Annotated in this window: 15 protein-coding genes; 10 read left to right on the top strand and 5 right to left on the bottom strand. The window is 70.2% G+C overall.

Going from position 1 to position 17480, the window contains the following annotated elements; translation table 11 throughout:
- Nucleotides 1-8 precede the first annotated feature (8 nt).
- The 5 genes from AC16DP_RS31740 to AC16DP_RS31720 all read left to right on the top strand — a co-directional run bounded on the left by AC16DP_RS31740 (nucleotide 9) and on the right by AC16DP_RS31720 (nucleotide 4593).
- Nucleotides 9-1082, top strand: a complete 1074-nt coding sequence (locus AC16DP_RS31740; RefSeq protein ID WP_329725396.1) for an NAD-dependent epimerase/dehydratase family protein — start codon at nucleotides 9-11, stop codon at nucleotides 1080-1082.
- A 22-nt stretch (nucleotides 1083-1104) separates the two neighbouring features.
- Entirely contained in the window at nucleotides 1105-2184 is a 1080-nt protein-coding gene (locus AC16DP_RS31735) for an NAD-dependent epimerase/dehydratase family protein (protein WP_329725395.1), read from the top strand.
- 122 nt (nucleotides 2185-2306) lie between these two features.
- Complete coding sequence (locus AC16DP_RS31730; protein ID WP_329725394.1) at nucleotides 2307-3572, top strand: hypothetical protein; 1266 nt, start codon at nucleotides 2307-2309, stop codon at nucleotides 3570-3572.
- Nucleotides 3573-3655: 83 nt separating this feature from the next.
- Nucleotides 3656-4183 (top strand): hypothetical protein, encoded by a 528-nt coding sequence (locus tag AC16DP_RS31725; protein ID WP_329725393.1) that lies wholly within the window; start codon nucleotides 3656-3658, stop codon nucleotides 4181-4183.
- 23 nt (nucleotides 4184-4206) lie between these two features.
- Nucleotides 4207-4593, top strand: coding sequence for a hypothetical protein (locus AC16DP_RS31720; RefSeq protein ID WP_329725392.1), 387 nt, complete (start codon nucleotides 4207-4209; stop codon nucleotides 4591-4593).
- A gap of 38 nt (nucleotides 4594-4631) precedes the next feature.
- Here AC16DP_RS31720 and AC16DP_RS31715 read toward each other — a convergent pair whose 3' ends face one another.
- Nucleotides 4632-7508: a carboxypeptidase regulatory-like domain-containing protein gene (locus tag AC16DP_RS31715; RefSeq protein WP_329725391.1), complete on the bottom strand. Its 2877-nt coding sequence runs from the start codon at nucleotides 7506-7508 to the stop codon at nucleotides 4632-4634.
- 161 nt (nucleotides 7509-7669) lie between these two features.
- On the opposite strand from AC16DP_RS31715, the gene AC16DP_RS31710 reads away from it, so the two are divergent.
- Entirely contained in the window at nucleotides 7670-8353 is a 684-nt protein-coding gene (locus tag AC16DP_RS31710) for a GIN domain-containing protein (RefSeq protein WP_329725390.1), read from the top strand.
- Between the two features lie 15 nt (nucleotides 8354-8368).
- Here the strand turns inward: AC16DP_RS31710 and AC16DP_RS31705 are convergent, their stop codons facing one another.
- The 3 genes from AC16DP_RS31705 to AC16DP_RS31695 form a co-directional block, all read right to left on the bottom strand.
- Nucleotides 8369-9709 (bottom strand): alkaline phosphatase family protein, encoded by a 1341-nt coding sequence (locus tag AC16DP_RS31705; RefSeq protein WP_329725389.1) that lies wholly within the window; start codon nucleotides 9707-9709, stop codon nucleotides 8369-8371.
- Nucleotides 9710-9713: 4 nt separating this feature from the next.
- Nucleotides 9714-10406, bottom strand: coding sequence for a hypothetical protein (locus AC16DP_RS31700; RefSeq protein WP_329725388.1), 693 nt, complete (start codon nucleotides 10404-10406; stop codon nucleotides 9714-9716).
- A gap of 156 nt (nucleotides 10407-10562) precedes the next feature.
- Nucleotides 10563-12506 (bottom strand): serine protease, encoded by a 1944-nt coding sequence (locus AC16DP_RS31695; RefSeq protein ID WP_329725387.1) that lies wholly within the window; start codon nucleotides 12504-12506, stop codon nucleotides 10563-10565.
- A gap of 97 nt (nucleotides 12507-12603) precedes the next feature.
- Here AC16DP_RS31695 and AC16DP_RS31690 point away from each other — a divergent pair, with 97 nt between their 5' ends.
- Nucleotides 12604-13092, top strand: coding sequence for a YqaA family protein (locus AC16DP_RS31690; protein ID WP_329725386.1), 489 nt, complete (start codon nucleotides 12604-12606; stop codon nucleotides 13090-13092).
- A gap of 64 nt (nucleotides 13093-13156) precedes the next feature.
- Entirely contained in the window at nucleotides 13157-14782 is a 1626-nt protein-coding gene (locus AC16DP_RS31685) for a pre-peptidase C-terminal domain-containing protein (protein WP_329725385.1), read from the top strand.
- A 54-nt stretch (nucleotides 14783-14836) separates the two neighbouring features.
- Here AC16DP_RS31685 and AC16DP_RS31680 read toward each other — a convergent pair whose 3' ends face one another.
- Nucleotides 14837-16012, bottom strand: a complete 1176-nt coding sequence (locus AC16DP_RS31680; RefSeq protein ID WP_329725384.1) for an AI-2E family transporter — start codon at nucleotides 16010-16012, stop codon at nucleotides 14837-14839.
- Between the two features lie 117 nt (nucleotides 16013-16129).
- Here AC16DP_RS31680 and AC16DP_RS31675 point away from each other — a divergent pair, with 117 nt between their 5' ends.
- Both AC16DP_RS31675 and AC16DP_RS31670 read left to right on the top strand, forming a co-directional pair.
- On the top strand, nucleotides 16130-16543 hold the full coding sequence (locus AC16DP_RS31675) for a DoxX family protein (RefSeq protein ID WP_329725383.1): 414 nt from the start codon (nucleotides 16130-16132) through the stop codon (nucleotides 16541-16543).
- Nucleotides 16544-16656: 113 nt separating this feature from the next.
- The coding region (locus AC16DP_RS31670) for a 2Fe-2S iron-sulfur cluster-binding protein (protein ID WP_483956910.1) at nucleotides 16657-17480 on the top strand (824 nt) is incomplete at its 3' end.

Here is a 17480-nt window from a genome sequence, read left to right as displayed (position 1 = left end):
GTGAAGACGTGAGCACACGGCGAATCCTGGTGACCGGTGGAGCGGGCTTCGTCGGCTCGACGCTCGCCCTGTCCTTCAAGCGCGACGAGCCCGGGGCCGAGGTCATCGCCTTCGACAACCTGCGCCGGCGCGGCAGCGAGGTGACGCTCTCGCGTCTGCGCGCGGGCGGCGTGTCCTTCGTGCACGGGGACGTGCGCAACCGCGAGGACCTGGAGGCGGTGGGCGCGGTGGACCTGTTGGTGGAGTGCTCGGCCGAGCCCAGCGTGCACGCCGGGTATGACGGCAGCCCGGACTACCTCGTCCACACCAACCTGCTGGGCCTCATCCACTGCCTGGAGCACCTGCGCCGCACCGGGGGCGACCTGGTGTTCCTGTCCACCAGCCGCGTCTACCCCATCGCCGGGCTGCGGGCCCTGCCGCTGGTGCCCGAGGGCGAGCGGCTGGTGATTCCCGAGGGCGCCTCGGGTCCGGGCTGGTCGCGCGCCGGCATCGACGAGCACTTCCCGCTGGAGGGCGGGCGCTCGCTCTACGGGGCCACCAAGCTGAGCGGTGAGCTGATGATCCGCGAGTACGTGGAGATGTACGGCATGAAGGCCGTCATCAACCGGTGCGGCGTGCTGGCGGGCCCGTGGCAGATGGGGAAGGTGGACCAGGGCTTCACCGTGTTGTGGGTGGCCCGGCACGTCTATGGCGGGGAGCTGGCCTACATGGGCTTCGGCGGCGAGGGGCGGCAGGTGCGGGACATCCTGCACGTGGATGACCTCTATGACCTGGTGCGGCTCCAGGCGGCCGACCTGGGGCGGCACAATGGCGCCGTCTACAACGTGGGCGGAGGCCCCGAGGTCAGCGTGTCCCTGCGGGAGCTGACCCGGTGGTGCGAGCAGGTGAGCGGCAGGAGCGTGCCCCTCACTCGCCGTCCGGAGACGCGCCCGGCGGACATTCCCTATTATGTGAGTGACTGCTCCCGGGTGCGGGAGGCCACGGGCTGGAAGCCCACCCGTCCGGCCGGCCGCATCGTCGAGGACATCCACCGCTGGTTGATCGAACACCGAGCCGCCCTGGAACCCATCCTCGGCGCGTGAGCAGGGAAGAGGAATCACAGGCATGTCCATCGCCATCGTCACCGGCTCCGCGGGGCTCATCGGGTCCGAGTCCGTCCGCTTCCTGGCGGAGAAGGGACTCACCGTCGTCGGGGTAGACAACGATCTGCGCAAGAGCTTCTTCGGGGAGGAGGCCAGCACGGACTGGAACCGCCGCCGGTTGGAGAAGGAGGTGCGCGGCTACACCCACCTCTCCGCGGACATCCGCGACGAGGCGGCCATGGAGGCCCTGTTCGCGAAGCATGGCCGGGACATCGCGCTGATCATCCACTGCGCCGCGCAGCCCAGTCACGACTGGGCGGCCAAGGCTCCGCTGGTGGACTTCACGGTCAACGCCAACGGCACGCTGGTGCTGCTGGAGAAGACGCGGCGGCACTGCCCCGACGCGGTGTTCATCTACCTCTCCACCAACAAGGTGTACGGCGACACGCCCAACCGCCTGCCGCTGCGGGAGACGGAGACGCGCTGGGAGCTGGACACGAGCCACCCCTACGCCGAGCACGGCATCGACGAGAGCATGAGCATCGACGGCAGCATGCACTCGTTGTTCGGCGTGTCGAAGGTGTCGGCGGACCTGATGGTGCAGGAGTACGGCCGCTATTTCGGCATGCGGACGGCGTGCTTCCGCGGCGGGTGCCTCACGGGCCCTGGCCACTCGGGCGCGCAGCTCCACGGCTTCCTGTCCTACCTGGTCCGCTGCGGGGTGACGGGCTCGCCCTACACGGTGTTCGGCTACAAGGCCAGGCAGGTGCGCGACAACATCCACTCCCACGACCTGGTCAGCGCCCTGTGGCACTTCTTCCAGAAGCCGCGCGTGGCCGAGGTCTACAACATGGGCGGCAGCCGTTTCTCCAACTGCTCCATGCTGGAGGCCATCGCGCTCACCGAGAAGATCTCCGGCCGGAAGATGAACTGGACGTACGTGGACGAGAACCGCGCTGGGGATCACATCTGGTGGATCAGCGACGTGCGCCGCTTCCAGAGCCACTACCCGGAGTGGAAGTACGAGTACGGCCTGGAGCGCACACTGCGGGAGATCCACGACGCCATGCTGGAGCGCGCCGCCCGGGCCCGGAGCGCCTGAGAAGAGAAGGAGCGCCCGTCCGGCTCCCCGCCCTGATACACCCGCGCCGCGCGACATAATCCCACCCCCCCACCCGTTGCGTGGAGAGGGGGGTCCGGGCCCGCGGGAGACGAGAGGACGACATGGGTGTGAAGCTGCTGCTGGCAGGCTGGTACGGAGGTGAGGATCTCTTCTCGGCACCCGAAGCGCCCCGGCCCTGGCTGCGGCGGGTGGAGCGGTGGGTGCGCGAAGCGGCGGAGGAGCAGCTGGAGAGCTCGCGCACGGTGGAGGGCCCCAAGGGACCCATCCTGTTCCTGAGCCTGCACCCGGCCGCCGAGGAGGTGGCGCTCGTCGCCGCCGGGCAGGGGCGGGTGGTGGTCCTGGCCAATACCTCCATGGTGGGGCCGGGCTACCACCGCTACCTGTGCGATCTGCTCCATGCCCTGGGGGATGCGCTCCGCATCGACTGGGCGGACCCGGCGCTCACGGTGGCGGGAGTGGGAGATCCCACGGGGTATTTCCACACCGGGGACCCGAGTGACATCGCGCCTCGCATGCTCGCATGGCTGGGGAGCATGGCGGGCCGGGTGCTGGACTTCCGGAGACATGGCCATTCGGGGGCCACGCTGTCGCTGCGTCCCGGGCACGGTTTCGAGCACCCCGGGGCGCTGCTGACGCCCATGGGCCCGCGCGACGAGGCGTGGCTGCGCGCCGTGCACGAGGATCCGCTGCGCGGCCGGGACATCTTCCCGTGGTGGGAGCCCGGCCAGGGCGCCGCGGCGAAGCTGGGCCGCGCGTTGAGCCTCATCTGGACGGAGATGGTGTGGCGGCCGCCGTTGCTCGAGGAGGAGCGCCACCGTTTCCGCGAGGTGGCCCGGTTGTTGGAGTCCGCGTGGCGGGAGGCGCCGGAGCTGTCCTATCCCTGGCGCGAGTGGCAGCAGGTGCTGGGGTATCTCGGCGTGGGCGGCACGCTGGCGGAGGAGGTCTCCCGCCGCGCGGTCGAGGCGCCCGTGGGTCCGCTCATCGGCTACCGGAGAGGCGCGGTGCAGGTGACGTTGCCGGAGGGCTGGGAGATTCGCATTCCCGGTTCGCTCGCCGAGCAGCGCCTGGCGGATGGGAGCTGGGTGGCGCGAGATCACAGACGCAGCGTGCGCTTCGTGCCATTGCAGGATGATGTGCAAGGGATTGCGCCAGGCCCCGGAGAGTCACTGCCCTACGAGTTCCAGCACCAGGGCGAGCGGGTGAGTGGACGGGCCACGCTGCACATGGAGCCGGGGGAGTGCCGGCTCACCGCGCTGTGCGAGGCGGGGGCGCACCGTGCATTGTGTGTCGTCAGCTTCGACGACCCGGAGGAGCAGGACTGGGCGCTGGGCACCTGGCGCTCGCTGGACCACGCCGCCGCGGCGTGATGCCGTCCGCGTGGTGGACGTTCTTCACCGGCCTTTGATGCTTGGCTCCGAGGAGGAGCCATGGCAGAGAGCGTGGCTACTTCATGCTCACCGGCGAACCGACGACGCTCGACTCCATGAGAATCCGCAGTTCTGGTCACACGATGCACTGGATTGCCCTGACGATGGTCATGGGGGTGGTCAGCACCGGGTGTGCCCATACACAGCTACATCCTCGAGAGACTGAAACCTACGTCATCTCCGAGGAGATGAGCGGAACTGGCGGCTCTGGTGGGCATGATTGTGATGCGGAGCAAATCGAGTGCTTCGATAGGTGCTGGAACTCACCACCGCCTCAGACGAGCATCAAGAGGGGCTCTGGAAAACACAACGAGGCTTGTTCGGAGAAGTGCCTCGAGGAGTACATGGAGTGCGTCAAGGAGCAGGAGCAGTGGGAGGAGGAGAGAAAGAAGAAGGAACTCCACTTCCTGGATGTGGCTACCGCGCTCTCCTGGCTTCGAAGCCACAAGACGGAACTCGTGATTGGAACCGTCGTTGTCGCTGGCGGCGTTTCTTTTGTCATCGCCATGGGTGGACCCGGCATGCTTCTTCTGGTTCCTCTTGCCCTCTGAGTTCGCGAAAGGTTGGAACATCAATGGCAAACGTTACGGATTTCAATCTGGATGCGGTCATTCAGGCCGTGGACTCAGCGGGCAAGGCCTGTCCGGCGGGCTCAACGGAGGAAGAGGCGCTGCGGATCGCGGCCATCTCGTTGCTGTACGTCCGCCACCTCAAGAAGGTCGATGATTTCCGACGGTACTATGCGGAGTTCTTCGACCCCTCGTTTCAGGTCAAGGTCGCCCATACGTTCGCGACGAGGGACGAAGCGGATGCATGGCTTGCCAGTGGAAAGGCAATCGACGGTGAACGTGTCAGAATCGCTGGACAGGGTTTCCTGGTCGTTCAGTTGCCGAAGGGATTGAAGTTCCTCCGCAATCCTCTACCGGAGGAACTGGGCCCTCCCAGGTCCGAGTCGCCGTAAGTGCAGACGGTGCCTTATTCGCTCTCCCGCGTACCCGTTCACTTCGCCCGGGTGAGCGTGAGGGTCTGCGTCCGGCCGTCCCGGCGGAGCGTGAGTGTGCACGGGCTCCCAGGGGCTCCCAGCTCGCGCTGGCGGGCCTCGCCGGGGTCGAGCACCGTGGCGCCGTCAATCGCCTTCACCACGTCTCCCACCCGCAGCTCCCCCGTCTCCGCGCCCTCGGCGATCCAGCTGATGGTGACGTCGTTGCCGCTCATGCCGAAGGTGAGCCCCAGCCGCCCGGGCTCCACCCGCGTCGGGCCCAGGCGCCAGTCACCCAACTCCTTCGTCTTCCCGGCGGTGATCGTCACCTCTCTCTCCACGAGCGCGTGGCCCCGGCTCCAGGCGGTGACGCGGTGCGCCCCGGGGGCGAGGTCGTCGACCTGGAAGCGCCCGTCCTCGCCCGTCGTCGGTGAGCGGAGCCCGTCCACATCCACATAGGCCTGGCCGATGGGCATGCCCGTCTTCGCGTCCAGCAACCGCCCCGTGAGGCTGCCTCCGGCATCCACGACCACCTCGACCCGGGCCGTGCCTCCCGGGGTGGCCGTCGTCTCGGCCTTGCCGGCGCGGCCGTCCGGCAGCGTGGCGGTGATGGCCAGCCGGGACGCGAAGACATCCTCCACGACGAACTGGTCCCCGGTGAACTCGAGCTGTTGCTGCGTGAGGTAGTCCTCATCCTCGGTCCTCAGCGCCGTCACCAGCAGCTTGAAGCCGTTGACGGCGCGGCCTCCCGCCGAGCGCACCGAGCCGGTCAGCCGCGCACCCGGCTCCAACTGGAGGGTGACCGCCGTCCGCGTCGAGGGCACCGAGAGCAGATCCCCCCGCCGTCCGCCATTCGTCGCCCACAGGTGCAGCGCGTCGCTCCCCACTCCATCCACCACCAGCGTCGCCCTTCCGGACTCGTCGCTCAGCTGCTCGGCCAGGATGTTCGACCTTCCCGCCTCGCTGCCCATGACGGTGGCGCGCACGCTGGGCGCTCCGTTGGGCTCGAGCACCGTGACCACGATGGGCTTCTTCGCCGCGTGCAGCTCCAACTCGACGTGCTGTGACTGGCCCGCCTTCAGCTCGACGACCCGCTCCTGGCTCTCGCTCTGGGCGCTGGCGTCCGTCATCCACGCGCTGAGCTGGTAGCGGCCCGCTCCCACCTTCATCGACCACGTGCCATCGGCGGAGGCCGGAGCTTCGAGTCCCTCGAAGCGGGGCGCACCGACCCGCTGGGCGAAGACCGTGACCGGCTTCGCCGGCAATCCGCCACCGGCCATGCGCACGGTCCCCTCGAGCACGCCCTCATCGGAAAGCTGGAGCCGCACCCGTGCCGTCTTGCCGGGCTCGACCTTGACGGGCTCGCGGGTATTCACCGCGCTGCCCGCGCGTACCGCGGCCACGTACACGTCTCCTGGTGGCATGTCCTCGAGGACGAACGCCCCCGTGGCATCGGTCACCGTCGCGACGGCTCCCTCCAGCGCGCCCCACCTGCGCTGGGGAGTCACCTGCACGCCCGCGACGGGCTTCTTCTCCCCATCCACCACGGTGCCCTCGATGCGGCCGTTGGCCTCCAGCTCGGCGAGCAGCTCGAAGCGCTGTCCCTCCAGCGCGGTGAGGCCCCTGCGGGAGAGCGTCTTGAATCCCCGGGCCCGCACCGTCACGTCATACGCACCCGGAGCGAGTCCGTTCACCTCGAAGTGCCCATCCGCCCCGGAGCTGGCCTGGGCGATGTCGCCGCGGTCCCCGTGTGGGCCGAGGACGATGGCCGCATCGGCGACGGGCTGGCCCGAGTCCTTGCGCCGCACCACGCCCACGATGGCGGTGGGAGACCCCAGCCGGATGCGCAGGTCCCTGAGCGTCATTCCCGCCGCCACCACGAGCCGGCCAGCGGCCGCGCCCGTCTTGTCTCCCTGGCGCGCCGAGAGCTGGTAGGTGCCCGGGGGAACGTCGAGCGAGAAGCCGCCTCCGGCTCCCGTCACGCCCGCCACGGCCTCGTCGGCGCCGAAGGCACTCACGCTGGCGCCAATGGCCGGCGTGCCATCTGCACGCTCGACGAAGCCCTCGAGGAATGCCGAGCCCTCCAGCTCGACCGAGACACCCGAGGACGGCACGTGCACGCGCGCCAGCCGCTTGGGAGCGTGGCCCGGGGCCCGGGCATCGAGCTGGTAGTCCCCCCGCGTCAGGCCCTCGAAGCGGAAGTTCCCGCGTGCATCGCTCACCGCCGAGAGACGCTCCTCCTCGGGCGCCGAGGCTCGGGAGTAGAAGCCTCCGGAGAGTCTCGGGGTGAGGGTGAGCTCCACGAGCGGCACCGGGTCGCGCGAGGTCCGCTCCACGGTGGAGCCCTCGAGGCCCTGGCCCGCGTCGAGCGTCAGCCGGACCGTCGTGCTCGCCTCTCCCCGGGGGCGGGTGACCTCGGCTCTCGCTGGCGCGAGGCCCTCGGTGCGGGCCGAGACGAGGTAGTTGCCCGCGCGGGCGGGGAGCACGGCCACTCCCGCCTCATTCGTGAGCCCGGTGCCCGCCAGACGCCAGGCGGGCTGGCCCGTGGTGGGCTCGTGCGCTCCGCGCAGGTACAGCGTCACGCGAGCGCCCTGACGCGGGCCCGTGGGCGAGAGGACCTCGACACGCAGGGTGCCTTCCTCCTCTCGCATGGGCTCGGCGACGGGGGGCGTCGTGCCGTCCATCGTGGCGCTCGTGTCCGGCCCACGCTGTCCGGTGCCATCCGGGGGGCCGGCCCTCTGTCCCGTGAGGCTCTTGCCCTGTATCGAGTCCCGCCCGGTGGTGGCGTGTCCTTCCCGGGCGGACGCCGCATCCGGCGCCGACGCGCCGCGCCAGACGAGGCCGAGCGCGAGCAGGAGCGTGGCTACACCCATCAGGACGAGTACCGTTCGTTTCATGCCCATTCCGTGGAAATGACCGCGCATCGGACAACGCGGGGCGCGCCGGGTTCCACGCCAAGGCGGAATTTTTCGCCGGGCCCGGTGACAACTCCTGACCGCCACGGTGTTTCAGCGTGCGGAGGCCGGCGTCACCGGTCAGAACTCCTGGGGGTCAGACGATGAAGAGCGTGTCTCGTGGGTTGTGGGTGGGGATGTCGTTGCTGGTGGCGGTGATGGGCTGTGGCCTCGGGCCGCAGGTGCAGGGCAGCGGCACTCTGGTGCAGGAGGAGCGGCAGGTGCCCGAGTTCGTGTCGCTCGACGTGGAGGACGGCATCGAGTCCGTGGTGGTGGTGGACCCCAGCCAGCCCCGGAAGGTGCGCGTGGTGGGGGACGACAACCTGGTGCGGCTGATGCGGACGGACGTGGTGGGGACGGGGACTCTCTCCGTCCACTTCCGCATGGAGGACGTGGGGAGCTGGCGCTCCTCCAATCCCCTGCGGGTGGACGTGAGCGGCAGCATCGGCGCTCCCTTCACCCTGGAGGCGAGCGGAGGGGGTTCTGTGAAGGTGCGAGGCCTCGACACCGGGTTGTTCTCGCAGGACGTGAGCGGTGGGGCGGACGTGACGGTGGAGGGGCGCGCCACCCGGGTGGAGAGCACGATGTCCGGGGGGAGCGTGCTTCGGGCGCGCGATTTTTCCGTGGAAGAGGCGGCGCTCATCTCCAGCGGTGGTGGCTCCACGGAGATCCGGGTCTCCAATGCGCTGCGCGTGGAGGCCTCCGGTGGAGGCGCGGTGCGCATCATTGGCCGGCCCACGGTGCTCCAGGAGGACCTCAGCGGCGGCTCGACGCTCCGCTTCGAGTAGCCGCCGAGGCTCCCTTCAGGGCACGAGGGGTGCTCCGACCAGGTCCGGGTATTTGGCCGAGGTCGCGATGGGCCCCTCGTGCTGGAGCAGCTCGCGGGCCGCCTCCTGGAAGGCGCGCTCGTTGGGCGCCAGGGGCTTGCGCTTCATCGCGGGCATGGGCGGAACGGGCCGTGCCGCCCGGTGGGGAACGGGCCGCTGGGCCGGTGTATCCGCGAGCGCCTCGGACAGGCTGCGGATGCCCTGGGCCCGGCGGTGGCTGACCGAGGCCGAGTAGTCCTCGGGGCCCGAGCCGAACTTCTCGGCGAGCAGCTGCAGGATGGACGTGTGGTCGAGGTTGCCGTGGAAGGCCTTGCCCGGCTGCACCCAGGGGGACACGAGCAGCCCGGGCACCCGGGGTCCGGTCGTCCTGAAGGGCTCCGTGAAGAGCGCTCCCGGCGCGGGCGGTTGCTCGATGGGCAGCGGCGGCACGTGGTCGAAGAAGCCGCCGTGCTCGTCATAGGTGTGGATGAACAGCGTCCGGGCCCACTTCGCCGGGTTGCTCGTGAGCGTCGTGTACACCCGGTGCAGCAGCGCCTCGCCATGGTCCACCCGGGCGAGCGGATGGTTGCAGTTGGGCGGCGCGTCCGACCAGAAGAAGTCGAAGTAGCGCGGCTCCAGGAAGATGACCTGCGGCGCCTGGTCCGGCGGCTCGTGCTGGATGTCGTGCGCGAGCTCGCTCATGGGGCGGTACTTCATCCCCACCAGCTCGTGGAAGCGCCCGAACAGCAGGAAGAAGGGCGGCCCGTCATGGTAGACGCGCCACCGGACGCCGTGCTGGTTCAGCCAGTCGAAGACGTGCTCGCGGTGGGGAATCAGCCGGGAGCCCGTGTCCTCGATGAGCGTGGTGCCCGTGAAGGCCATGCAGCGGTTGGGCTGCGTGTCCGAGGGCAGGGGCGTGAACCAGCGATCGCACACGCAGTACTCCCGCGCCAGGAAGGACGTCATCCAGGCGCCGTTCGAATCGAAGTACCCCATGGGGGGCGGGTGCTCGGCCTGGTGCTGGGTGTATTGGAAGTAGGAATCCACGAAGCCCGACATGCGGAACTTCTTGCCGCTGGGGCTCCGGGCCATCTGCACGTCCACCAGGTGCCGGCTGTGCGGTGGATCCCGGATGACCGAGGCCTCGTCGGTGATGCGGAAGGGCCGGTAGACGCGGTTCTGGAAGACGTTGGCGTAGCGCGCGTTGGTGTCGGGGTTGCGCAGCCCGTCCACGTCCGACTGCGGGTTCTCCAGCGACAGGTGCCCGAGCATGTGATCGAACGACCTGTTCTCCAGCATCAGGATGACGATCGTCTGGATTTGATGGAGCGCGGCCATGGTGTCACCTCGGGCAGGAGAGCTGGAGTTTGATGAGCAGCCGGCCATCCACCGACTCGAGCGCGTCCTCGCAGCTCTCGCCCTCGTCGAGCGGGACGCGCAGCCGCCAGAGGCCCTGGGCCGGCTGTCCTTCGAAGCCTGGCGCGTTCGCGCCTTCGGCCACCGTCTCGGACGCCTCGCCCTTGAGGATGACCAGCGTGCGCGCGTTCATGTTCGTCACCCGCCCGATGCGCACGTTGGGCGAGATGTCCTTGCCGTCCAGCTGGAATGTGGACTCCAGGGCTCCTGTCTGCGTCGAGCAGGTGAAGCGGCCCTGGCCCTCGGCGTCGACGATGCCGTACTTGAGGTCCTTCGGAGGGGAGAGCACCTCGCTCTCCGTCATCTCCTTCTTCAACCCGAAGACGCGGGAGACCTGCAGGCGGAAGGTGGTGGGCCCGCTGACGGTGACCGTCTGCTGGCCCGAGTCGTCCTTGCTGCCGAGCTTCGCCACCGCGGGGTTGGACTCGAGGCGGACGGGCCCGTTCGTCTCCCAGCGCAGGGTGACCTCGTCACCGGGGCAGGCCACCGGAGGCGACGTGGTGAACCGGTGGATGTGGGGCTTGGGGCAGCCGCCCAGCAGCACCGCGAACAGGACGCTCACCAGGAGTCCGGCCGGGCGGCCTTGTGGCCCGCTCCAGGGGCCCTGGGTCGATCTCACGCTCATACCTCCCCCCGTGCCCACCCGCTCGGGTGGGTGGCTGTCGCGCCATGAAGTGAAGGCGCCCCTTGAGGATGAGGGATGGCGCCTCGGTTGTGATGGGCCACCGGCCGCGACTCTCCTGTACCTGACAGGAGAGGAGGCAGGCACCCGGGTCTACTGGAGGGTGTAGACCACCGTGCCGGAGCAGCCGCGATTGCCGGCGCAGCCCGCGCGGAGCTGGTACGTGCCGTCCGCGGGGACGGTGTAGCTCAGGTGCGAGAGCGAGCCGCACGCGTTGTCGTTGGCGGCCACCAGGGCGCCGGTGGAGGTGTAGAGCCGCAGGTACGTGTCGCCGCTGCCGGATGCGCCCGCAAGGGTGCAGGTGCCGAAGGTGAGGATCTGTCCCGCGGCCGCCGTCACGTCGCGGGTGGTGGTGTTGCGGGTGGCGTTGTTGGTGCTGCTGGCGGTGTAGGTGAACGAGCCGGTGAGGGGGCCGGGCGGCGGGGTGCCGGCGGTGATCTTCCACACCACGGTGCCGCCGCAGCCGCCGCTGGAGTAGCAGCCGGCGCGGACCTCGTAGGTACCGCCCTTGCCCGCGGGCACGGTGTACTTGAAGTACGACGAGCGGCCGCCACAGGCGTCGTCATTGGAAGCCGCCTGCGCGCCCGCGCCATCGTACAGGCGCAGGTATGTGTCCCCCGTGGCGGTGGCGCCCGTGAGGCTGCAGGTGCCCACCTCCACCACGTCCCCCGCGTTGAAGGTGAGGCTCTTGTTCACCGTGTTCTGCTGGGCGCTGTGGGTGTTGGTGGCGCTGTAGGTGAAGGACTGGACGGGCGGCGGAGGCGGCGGGGGCTCGCTGTTGGCGCCCCACGGGTCCGGGCACGTGGCGCCGCGGAGGGCGCACGCCGGCAGGCTGCTGCCCAGGTGGGTGATGATCTCCTGGATGGGCACGCCGCGGTTGGGGCAGTTGGCGCAGTGGTGCAGCGACACCACCTGGTGGTCCGCGTAGCCAATCACCGGCGAGCCCGAGGAGCCTCCCTGCGTGTCCGCGTAGTACCCCACGTCGTTGGGGCCCCCGCTCTGGCAGGCCGGCTCGGTGAGGCTGTACACCTCGGCGTAGCCGGAGGCGTCGGCCGTGGCGCTGGAGGTGACGGCGATCTTCTTGCCGTACGCCGCCGGGTGTTGGGGAACGTAGATGCGCTCGTCCACCACCGCGCCGGTGGCGCGCAGCTGGAGGAAGCCGTAGGTGCTGGTGGGGTTGGTGGGCAGCTGCACCAGCGTGTAGTCGCGCGGGGCGTCCGTCTTCACCAGCGTGGCGCCGGTGGCCACCACCGTGCCCGGGCACGCGCCCCAGGAGCTACAGCTGGTGGCGCAGGTGGCCCCCTCGGCCATGAACTCGTAGGTGGTGTTGCGCGCGTCCGTGTCCGAGGCGATGCAGTGGTTGTTCGTCAGCAGGTGGCCCTGGTTGCCCACGAGCCACCCGGTGCAGGCGCTGGAGCCGTTGATGAGCAGGCGCGCCACCGCCCGGCCGTGGTTGTAGAGCTGCGGCTCGCTGCTCTCGTAGCACCGCGCCCAACCGGAGTCGTCCGCGCCGCACAGGGCCTCGGCCTGCAGGCCGTTCGTCCCCAGCTCCCGTGCGGTGTAGCCGCGCGCGTACTTGTCGATGCGGTAGCCGTACGGGTTGAGCACGCCCCGGCGCTCCACCCCGGCGCCGTGCAGCTCGATGATGGCGGTGTCTCCGGGAATGGGGATGCCCCAGAAGCCATCGCGTGCGCCCGGGTGCGTGGCGTCGTAGCGCCAGGAGCGCGAGCCATCCGGTGCACGGACGAGGACGTAGTCCCCCTCCGCGAGCTCGAGCGTGGCGAAGTGCGGGGCGATGTACGAAGCCCCGGGGTGGGTGAGCGTGCCGGTGTGGAGGGCCCCGGTGGCCGCGGGCCGCTCCACCGCCGCGTACGGGTGCGGCGACTCGAGGCGGAGCACCACCTCCTCGCCCACCTTCTGGCTGCCTTGTGACGCGGGGGAGGCCTCGCACACCGGTCCGCTCCCGGGCGACGCGGCCCATGCGGTGGCGCCGAGCGCGAGGCCCAGGGCGAGACCTGCCAGTCGGACGTTCTTCATCGGGACTCCGGAGTTGGGGGGATGGGCCGGAAGGTAGGAACGGGCAGGCAGGCATCCATCCCTCCCGGGAGTCCGACGTCCTAAAGTAGGCGCCACGATGCCGGATGCGTCCACGCTGGCCGATTGGGGACTGCCGGGGCTCTTCCTCGTGGCGATGGTGGCCGGCTCGGTGCTGCCCGCGCCCTCCGAGGCGGTGCTGGCCGCGCTCGTCTATGGCGGGGTGCCCCCGGTGCCCGCCGTGGCCGTGGCCACCGTGGGCAATGTGCTCGGCGCCCTCACCCTCTATGTCCTGGGCCGCTGGGTGGCGCGCGGAGGGGGGGGCCCGGTGGGCCGCTGGGTGCAGCGCCGCCGGGAGCGCGAGGGCCCCCGTCTGGCCCGGGCCCAGGAGCGGCTGGCCACCTGGGGCGCCCCGGTGCTCGCCCTCGCCTGGGTGCCCGTGGTGGGGGACGTCTTCGTGCTCGCCGCCGGCCTCGTGGGCGTGCGCTGGGCGCCCTTCGTCGGCTTCGTCACAGTGGGCAAGGGGCTTCGCTACCTCTTTGTCGCGCTGTCCGCCCTCGCAGCGTCCACCACTGGAATTTCACCGTGAGACTGCGATGATGGGGCCGCGGTCTTCCCCAGCGCCCGTGTCTCGCGGGCAGGAAGTGTTTTCCATGCGACAGCTGACCCCCTCCTCGAAGCGCTCGGGCCTGGGCCCCTGGCTTCTGGTTCCACTGCTCACCCTGGTCCTCGCCGCGTGCGGTGAGGGCGCCGCCGTGGACCCGCGGGAGGAGTCCGCGAACGAGGAGATGTCCACCGGAGCGGCCCCGCTCGGGGAGTTCCGCCTGCGCCTGATGGCCGCCAACATCACCAGTGGCAACGCCCAGAGCTACGACCCCGGCCACGGCATCCGCATCTTCCAGGGCACCAGGCCGGACGTGGTGATGATCCAGGAGTTCAACTACACCTCCGGGAGCATCCGGAGCTTCGTGGACACCGCGTTCGGCACGAACTTCTACTACTACCGGGAGACGGGGGCGCAGATCCCCAACGGCGTCATCAGCCGCTACCCCATCCTCGCCGCGGGCGAGTGGACGGACACGCAGGTGTCCAACCGCGACTTCGCGTGGGCGCGCATCGACATCCCCGGCCCCAAGGATCTCTGGGTGGTGAGCGTGCACCTGCTCACCTCGGGCAGCGGCGTGCGCAACACCGAGGCCACCAACCTGGTCAACTACATCAAGGCCAACATCCCCACCGGGGACTATCTGGCCATCGGCGGTGACCTCAATACCGACACCCGCACCGAGCCCTGCTTCACCGCCTTCAGCCAGGTGGTGACCACCAGCGGCCCGTACCCGGCGGACAAGAACGGCAACGTCAACACCAACGCGGGCCGCACCAAGCCGTACGACCACGTGCTGGTGGACTCGGATCTGCGCGCCTACCAGACGGCCACCGTCATCGGCTCCAGCACCTTCAGCGCGGGCCTGGTGGTGGACACGCGCGTGTACTCGCCCCTCTCGGAGATCTCTCCGGCGCTGTCGGGGGACAGCGGCTCCACCAACATGCAGCACATGGCCATCATCAAGGACTTCCTCCTGCCGGGGGATGATGGGACGACGCCCGTGTCGAGCGTGACGGTGGGCGCGCCCAACGGCGGGGAGAGCTGGGTGGGGGGCAGCAGCCAGAGCATCACCTGGACGGCGAGCGGCGTGAGCAACGTGAAGCTCGAGTACACGCTGGACGGGAGCACGTGGAACCTCATCTCCGCGAGCACGCCGGCCTCGGCGGGCAGCTACAGCTGGGTGGTGCCGAACACGGCGGCCACGGCGGCGAAGGTGCGGGTGAGTGACGCGGCCAACGCCACCGTCCTCGACACCAGCGACGCGGCCTTCACCGTCACCGTCTCGACCACCCCGGGGCCCACGACCGCCATCACCGCGGAGACCGAGTCCAACGACACCGCGGCGACCGCCAGCGGCCGGGTGGGCGCGAACACCGCCGTGAGCGGGAGCCTCGCCACCAGCACGGACGTGGACTGGTTCAAGTTCACGGTGACCACGCCGGGCACCGTCACGGTGAAGCTGACCATGCCGGGCAGCGCGGACCTGGACTGGTACCTGTACACCGCGTCCGACCTGAACTTCTTCGAGGCGCGCGGCTACACCACGAGCAACCCGGAGGTGGGCACCTACGAGGCGCTCGCCGCCGGCACGTACTACGTGAAGGTGGTGGGGTACGCGGGCGCGACGAGCAGCTACTCGCTGCTGGTGACGGGGGCCGGCGTCCAGCCGTAGCCCTCCGCGGTACGCAGCGGGCTCCCGGGTGCGCCGCGGCCCCCGGGAGTCCCGTCAGTGGTGGGGGCTGTCCAGCAGGTGCTCATCCGAGTGGAGCCCGGCGGGCTCGAACTCCTCGCCCTCGGCCACGGTGGGCTGGTTGCGCGGGGGCGTGGCCGGGTCTCCGGGGCGGGGAGAGGGCCGGCCGTAGTCGCGCTCGTAGATGCGCAGCACGGCGAGGAAGAAGGCCACGATGACGGGCCCCAGCAGCAGGCCGATGGCGCCGAAGACGGCCAGGCCGCCGAGCAGCGAGAAGAAGACGATGGCGCCGTGCATGTGCATGCCGCGCCTGGCCAGCAGCGGCTTGACGACGTTGTCGGAGAGCCCCACCACGATGATGCCCCAGGCGGCCAGCACGATGGCGGCGATGGGGTGGCCGGTGGCGAGCAGCAGCAGGGCGGCGGCCACACACACCACGGCGGCGCCCACGGCCGGGATGAGGGCGAAGAAGAACGTCACCGCCGCGAAGAAGATGGGGACCGGCACGCCCGTGATGAGGTAGCCCACCAGGGCCGCCAGCGCCTGCACTCCCGCGGTGAGGAGGGTGGACACCAGCACGGACTTGGTGACGTTGCGGAACTCCATCAGCAGCTCCGTCGTCTGCCCGCGCTTGAGCGGCGACACGCTCTCCAGCCACGCGACGAGCTGCCTGCCCTGCACCAGCAGGAAGTAGAAGGCGATGAGCATCATCACCGTCTGGAAGACCACCGTACCGGTGGTCGCCACCACTCCGCCCACCGTCTGGGCCGCGCTGGTGCCCCGGGTGGTGAGCTGCTCCTGCAGGGTCTGCCACAGCCCGGCGCTCCGCGACTGGAAGGTGTCCAGCAGCCGCGAGGCGTGGTCCTTGAAGGGGCCGGGGACGTAGGCCACCAGTCCCTCCAGCCCCCGCTTCTCCACGATGTCGGTGATGAAGGCCACCCCCTTGGAGATTTCCGAGACCAGGAAGGCCGTGAGGCTGGCCAGGGGCGCGAGCACCGCCAGGATGACGCCCACGCAGATGAGGCCGGCGGACAGCCCGCTCTTGCCGCGCACATGCCGCGTCAGCCACCGGTGCAGGCCGTAGAGGGCTCCCGCGAGCACCGCGGCCAGGAAGAAGGCCTCGAAGAAGGGGGAGAAGACCCACAACACCAGGGCGATGGACAGCGCGATGAGCCCGATGAGGACCCTCCGGGCGCCTTGTTCAGTGGCCATGGCCGGACGATGGGGGTGCTCCCCGGTGGGCGGTAGGGGTGGGGGACGGCCGGTTGTCCGCGGGTGGAGGCCGCTCGGCTCTTGGGGAAGCAGGCAGGCCGGGTAGAGTGCCCGCCCATGCCGGCTCTCGACTCGAACCTCTTCCCCCTCTGGCTCGTCCAGGCGCTGTGCGCCCTCTTCCTCGCCATCACCTTCCTCCAGTCCGGACTGGACAAGGTCATCGACTGGAAGGGCAACCTGGGGTGGCTCACCGGACACTTCGCCAAGAGCCCCCTGCGCGGGGTGGTGCCGCCCATGCTGGCCACCCTCACCCTGCTGGAGCTCGCCGCGGGGGCCGTGAGCGCCGCCGGGCTGGGGGTGCTGGTGCTCTCCGGGGGCACCCGGGTGGCCATGTGGGGCGCGGCCCTCTCGGGGCTGTCCTTCGTGGCCCTCTTCTTCGGCCAGCGCATGGCCAAGGACTACGCGGGCGCCGGAGGCCTGGTGCCGTACTTCCTCGTCACCCTGGTGGCCCTGATGGTGCTCCGCGGGTGAAATGTCCGCCCCGTGGCACTCCCGGCCACTTGCAGGCCGGGGTTCCCGCGGGCGCGAGCCGTAGTAGTCTGGCCCCCCGGCCCTTCCTCACTGGAGGGGACCGGAGGAGGCCCATGGAACGCCTGCGCTTCTTCCTGAATGACAAGCCCGTCGAGGAGACGGGGCTCTCTCCCACCACCACGCTGCTGCGCTACCTGCGGGACCGGGTGCACCTGACCGGCACCAAGGAAGGTTGCGCCGAGGGCGACTGCGGGGCCTGCACCGTCGCCGTGCTGGAGCACGACAGCCAGGGCGCGCCCGCCCTGCGCGCGGTGAACGCGTGCCTGGTGCTGCTGCCCATGGTGCAGGGCAAGCGGGTGTACACGGTGGAGGCCCTCAAGGAGGGCGGCCAGTACCACGTGGTGCAGGAGACGCTGGCGCGCGAGCTGGGCTCCCAGTGCGGCTACTGCACCCCGGGCATCGCCATGGCCATGCTGGAGGCCTGCCACCGCCGGGACATGGACGAGCCCTGGAAGCTGGACGCGCAGATGTGCGGCAACCTCTGCCGCTGCACCGGCTACCGGCCCATCCGCGAGGCGGCCAACCAGGTGGCCGGCCTGCGCCCCCAGGACCGCTTCGCCCGGGCGCTCGCGGAGACGCGGCCCGAGCCCATGGCGCTGGCCTACGAGGCCGGGGCCCAGCGCTTCTTCACTCCCGGCTCCCTGGACGCCCTCTGGGACGTGCTGGACACGCACCCCGACGCGCGCTTCGTCATGGGCGGGACGGACCTGTCGCTGGAGGTGACGAAGCGCTACGCGGAGCCGCCGCTGTTGGTGTCGCTGGAGGCCCTGCCCGAGCTGCACGTGCTGGAGCCCCGGGGCGGCGGCCACCGCCTGGGCGCCACCGTGTGGCTGACGGACCTGGAGGACTACGCGCGCGTGGCGTGCCCGCCGCTGGA

This window comes from Archangium sp. (genome assembly GCF_057119385.1).
The sequence above is the reverse complement of the archived record's forward strand: the minus strand, read 5'-3'. Positions and strand labels throughout refer to the sequence as shown.

Bases quoted from the DNA above. Each gene is read 5' to 3' on its own strand.
- AC16DP_RS31735 (WP_329725395.1), top strand. From the start codon at position 1,105: ATGTCCATCGCCATCGTCACCGGCTCCGCGGGGCTCATCGGGTCCGAG.
- AC16DP_RS31730 (WP_329725394.1), top strand. From the start codon at position 2,307: ATGGGTGTGAAGCTGCTGCTGGCAGGCTGGTACGGAGGTGAGGATCTC.
- AC16DP_RS31725 (WP_329725393.1), top strand. From the start codon at position 3,656: ATGCTCACCGGCGAACCGACGACGCTCGACTCCATGAGAATCCGCAGT.
- AC16DP_RS31720 (WP_329725392.1), top strand. From the start codon at position 4,207: ATGGCAAACGTTACGGATTTCAATCTGGATGCGGTCATTCAGGCCGTG.
- AC16DP_RS31715 (WP_329725391.1), bottom strand. From the start codon at position 7,508: ATGAAACGAACGGTACTCGTCCTGATGGGTGTAGCCACGCTCCTGCTC.
- AC16DP_RS31710 (WP_329725390.1), top strand. From the start codon at position 7,670: ATGAAGAGCGTGTCTCGTGGGTTGTGGGTGGGGATGTCGTTGCTGGTG.
- AC16DP_RS31705 (WP_329725389.1), bottom strand. From the start codon at position 9,709: ATGGCCGCGCTCCATCAAATCCAGACGATCGTCATCCTGATGCTGGAG.
- AC16DP_RS31695 (WP_329725387.1), bottom strand. From the start codon at position 12,506: ATGAAGAACGTCCGACTGGCAGGTCTCGCCCTGGGCCTCGCGCTCGGC.
- AC16DP_RS31690 (WP_329725386.1), top strand. From the start codon at position 12,604: ATGCCGGATGCGTCCACGCTGGCCGATTGGGGACTGCCGGGGCTCTTC.
- AC16DP_RS31685 (WP_329725385.1), top strand. From the start codon at position 13,157: ATGCGACAGCTGACCCCCTCCTCGAAGCGCTCGGGCCTGGGCCCCTGG.
- AC16DP_RS31680 (WP_329725384.1), bottom strand. From the start codon at position 16,012: ATGGCCACTGAACAAGGCGCCCGGAGGGTCCTCATCGGGCTCATCGCG.
- AC16DP_RS31675 (WP_329725383.1), top strand. From the start codon at position 16,130: ATGCCGGCTCTCGACTCGAACCTCTTCCCCCTCTGGCTCGTCCAGGCG.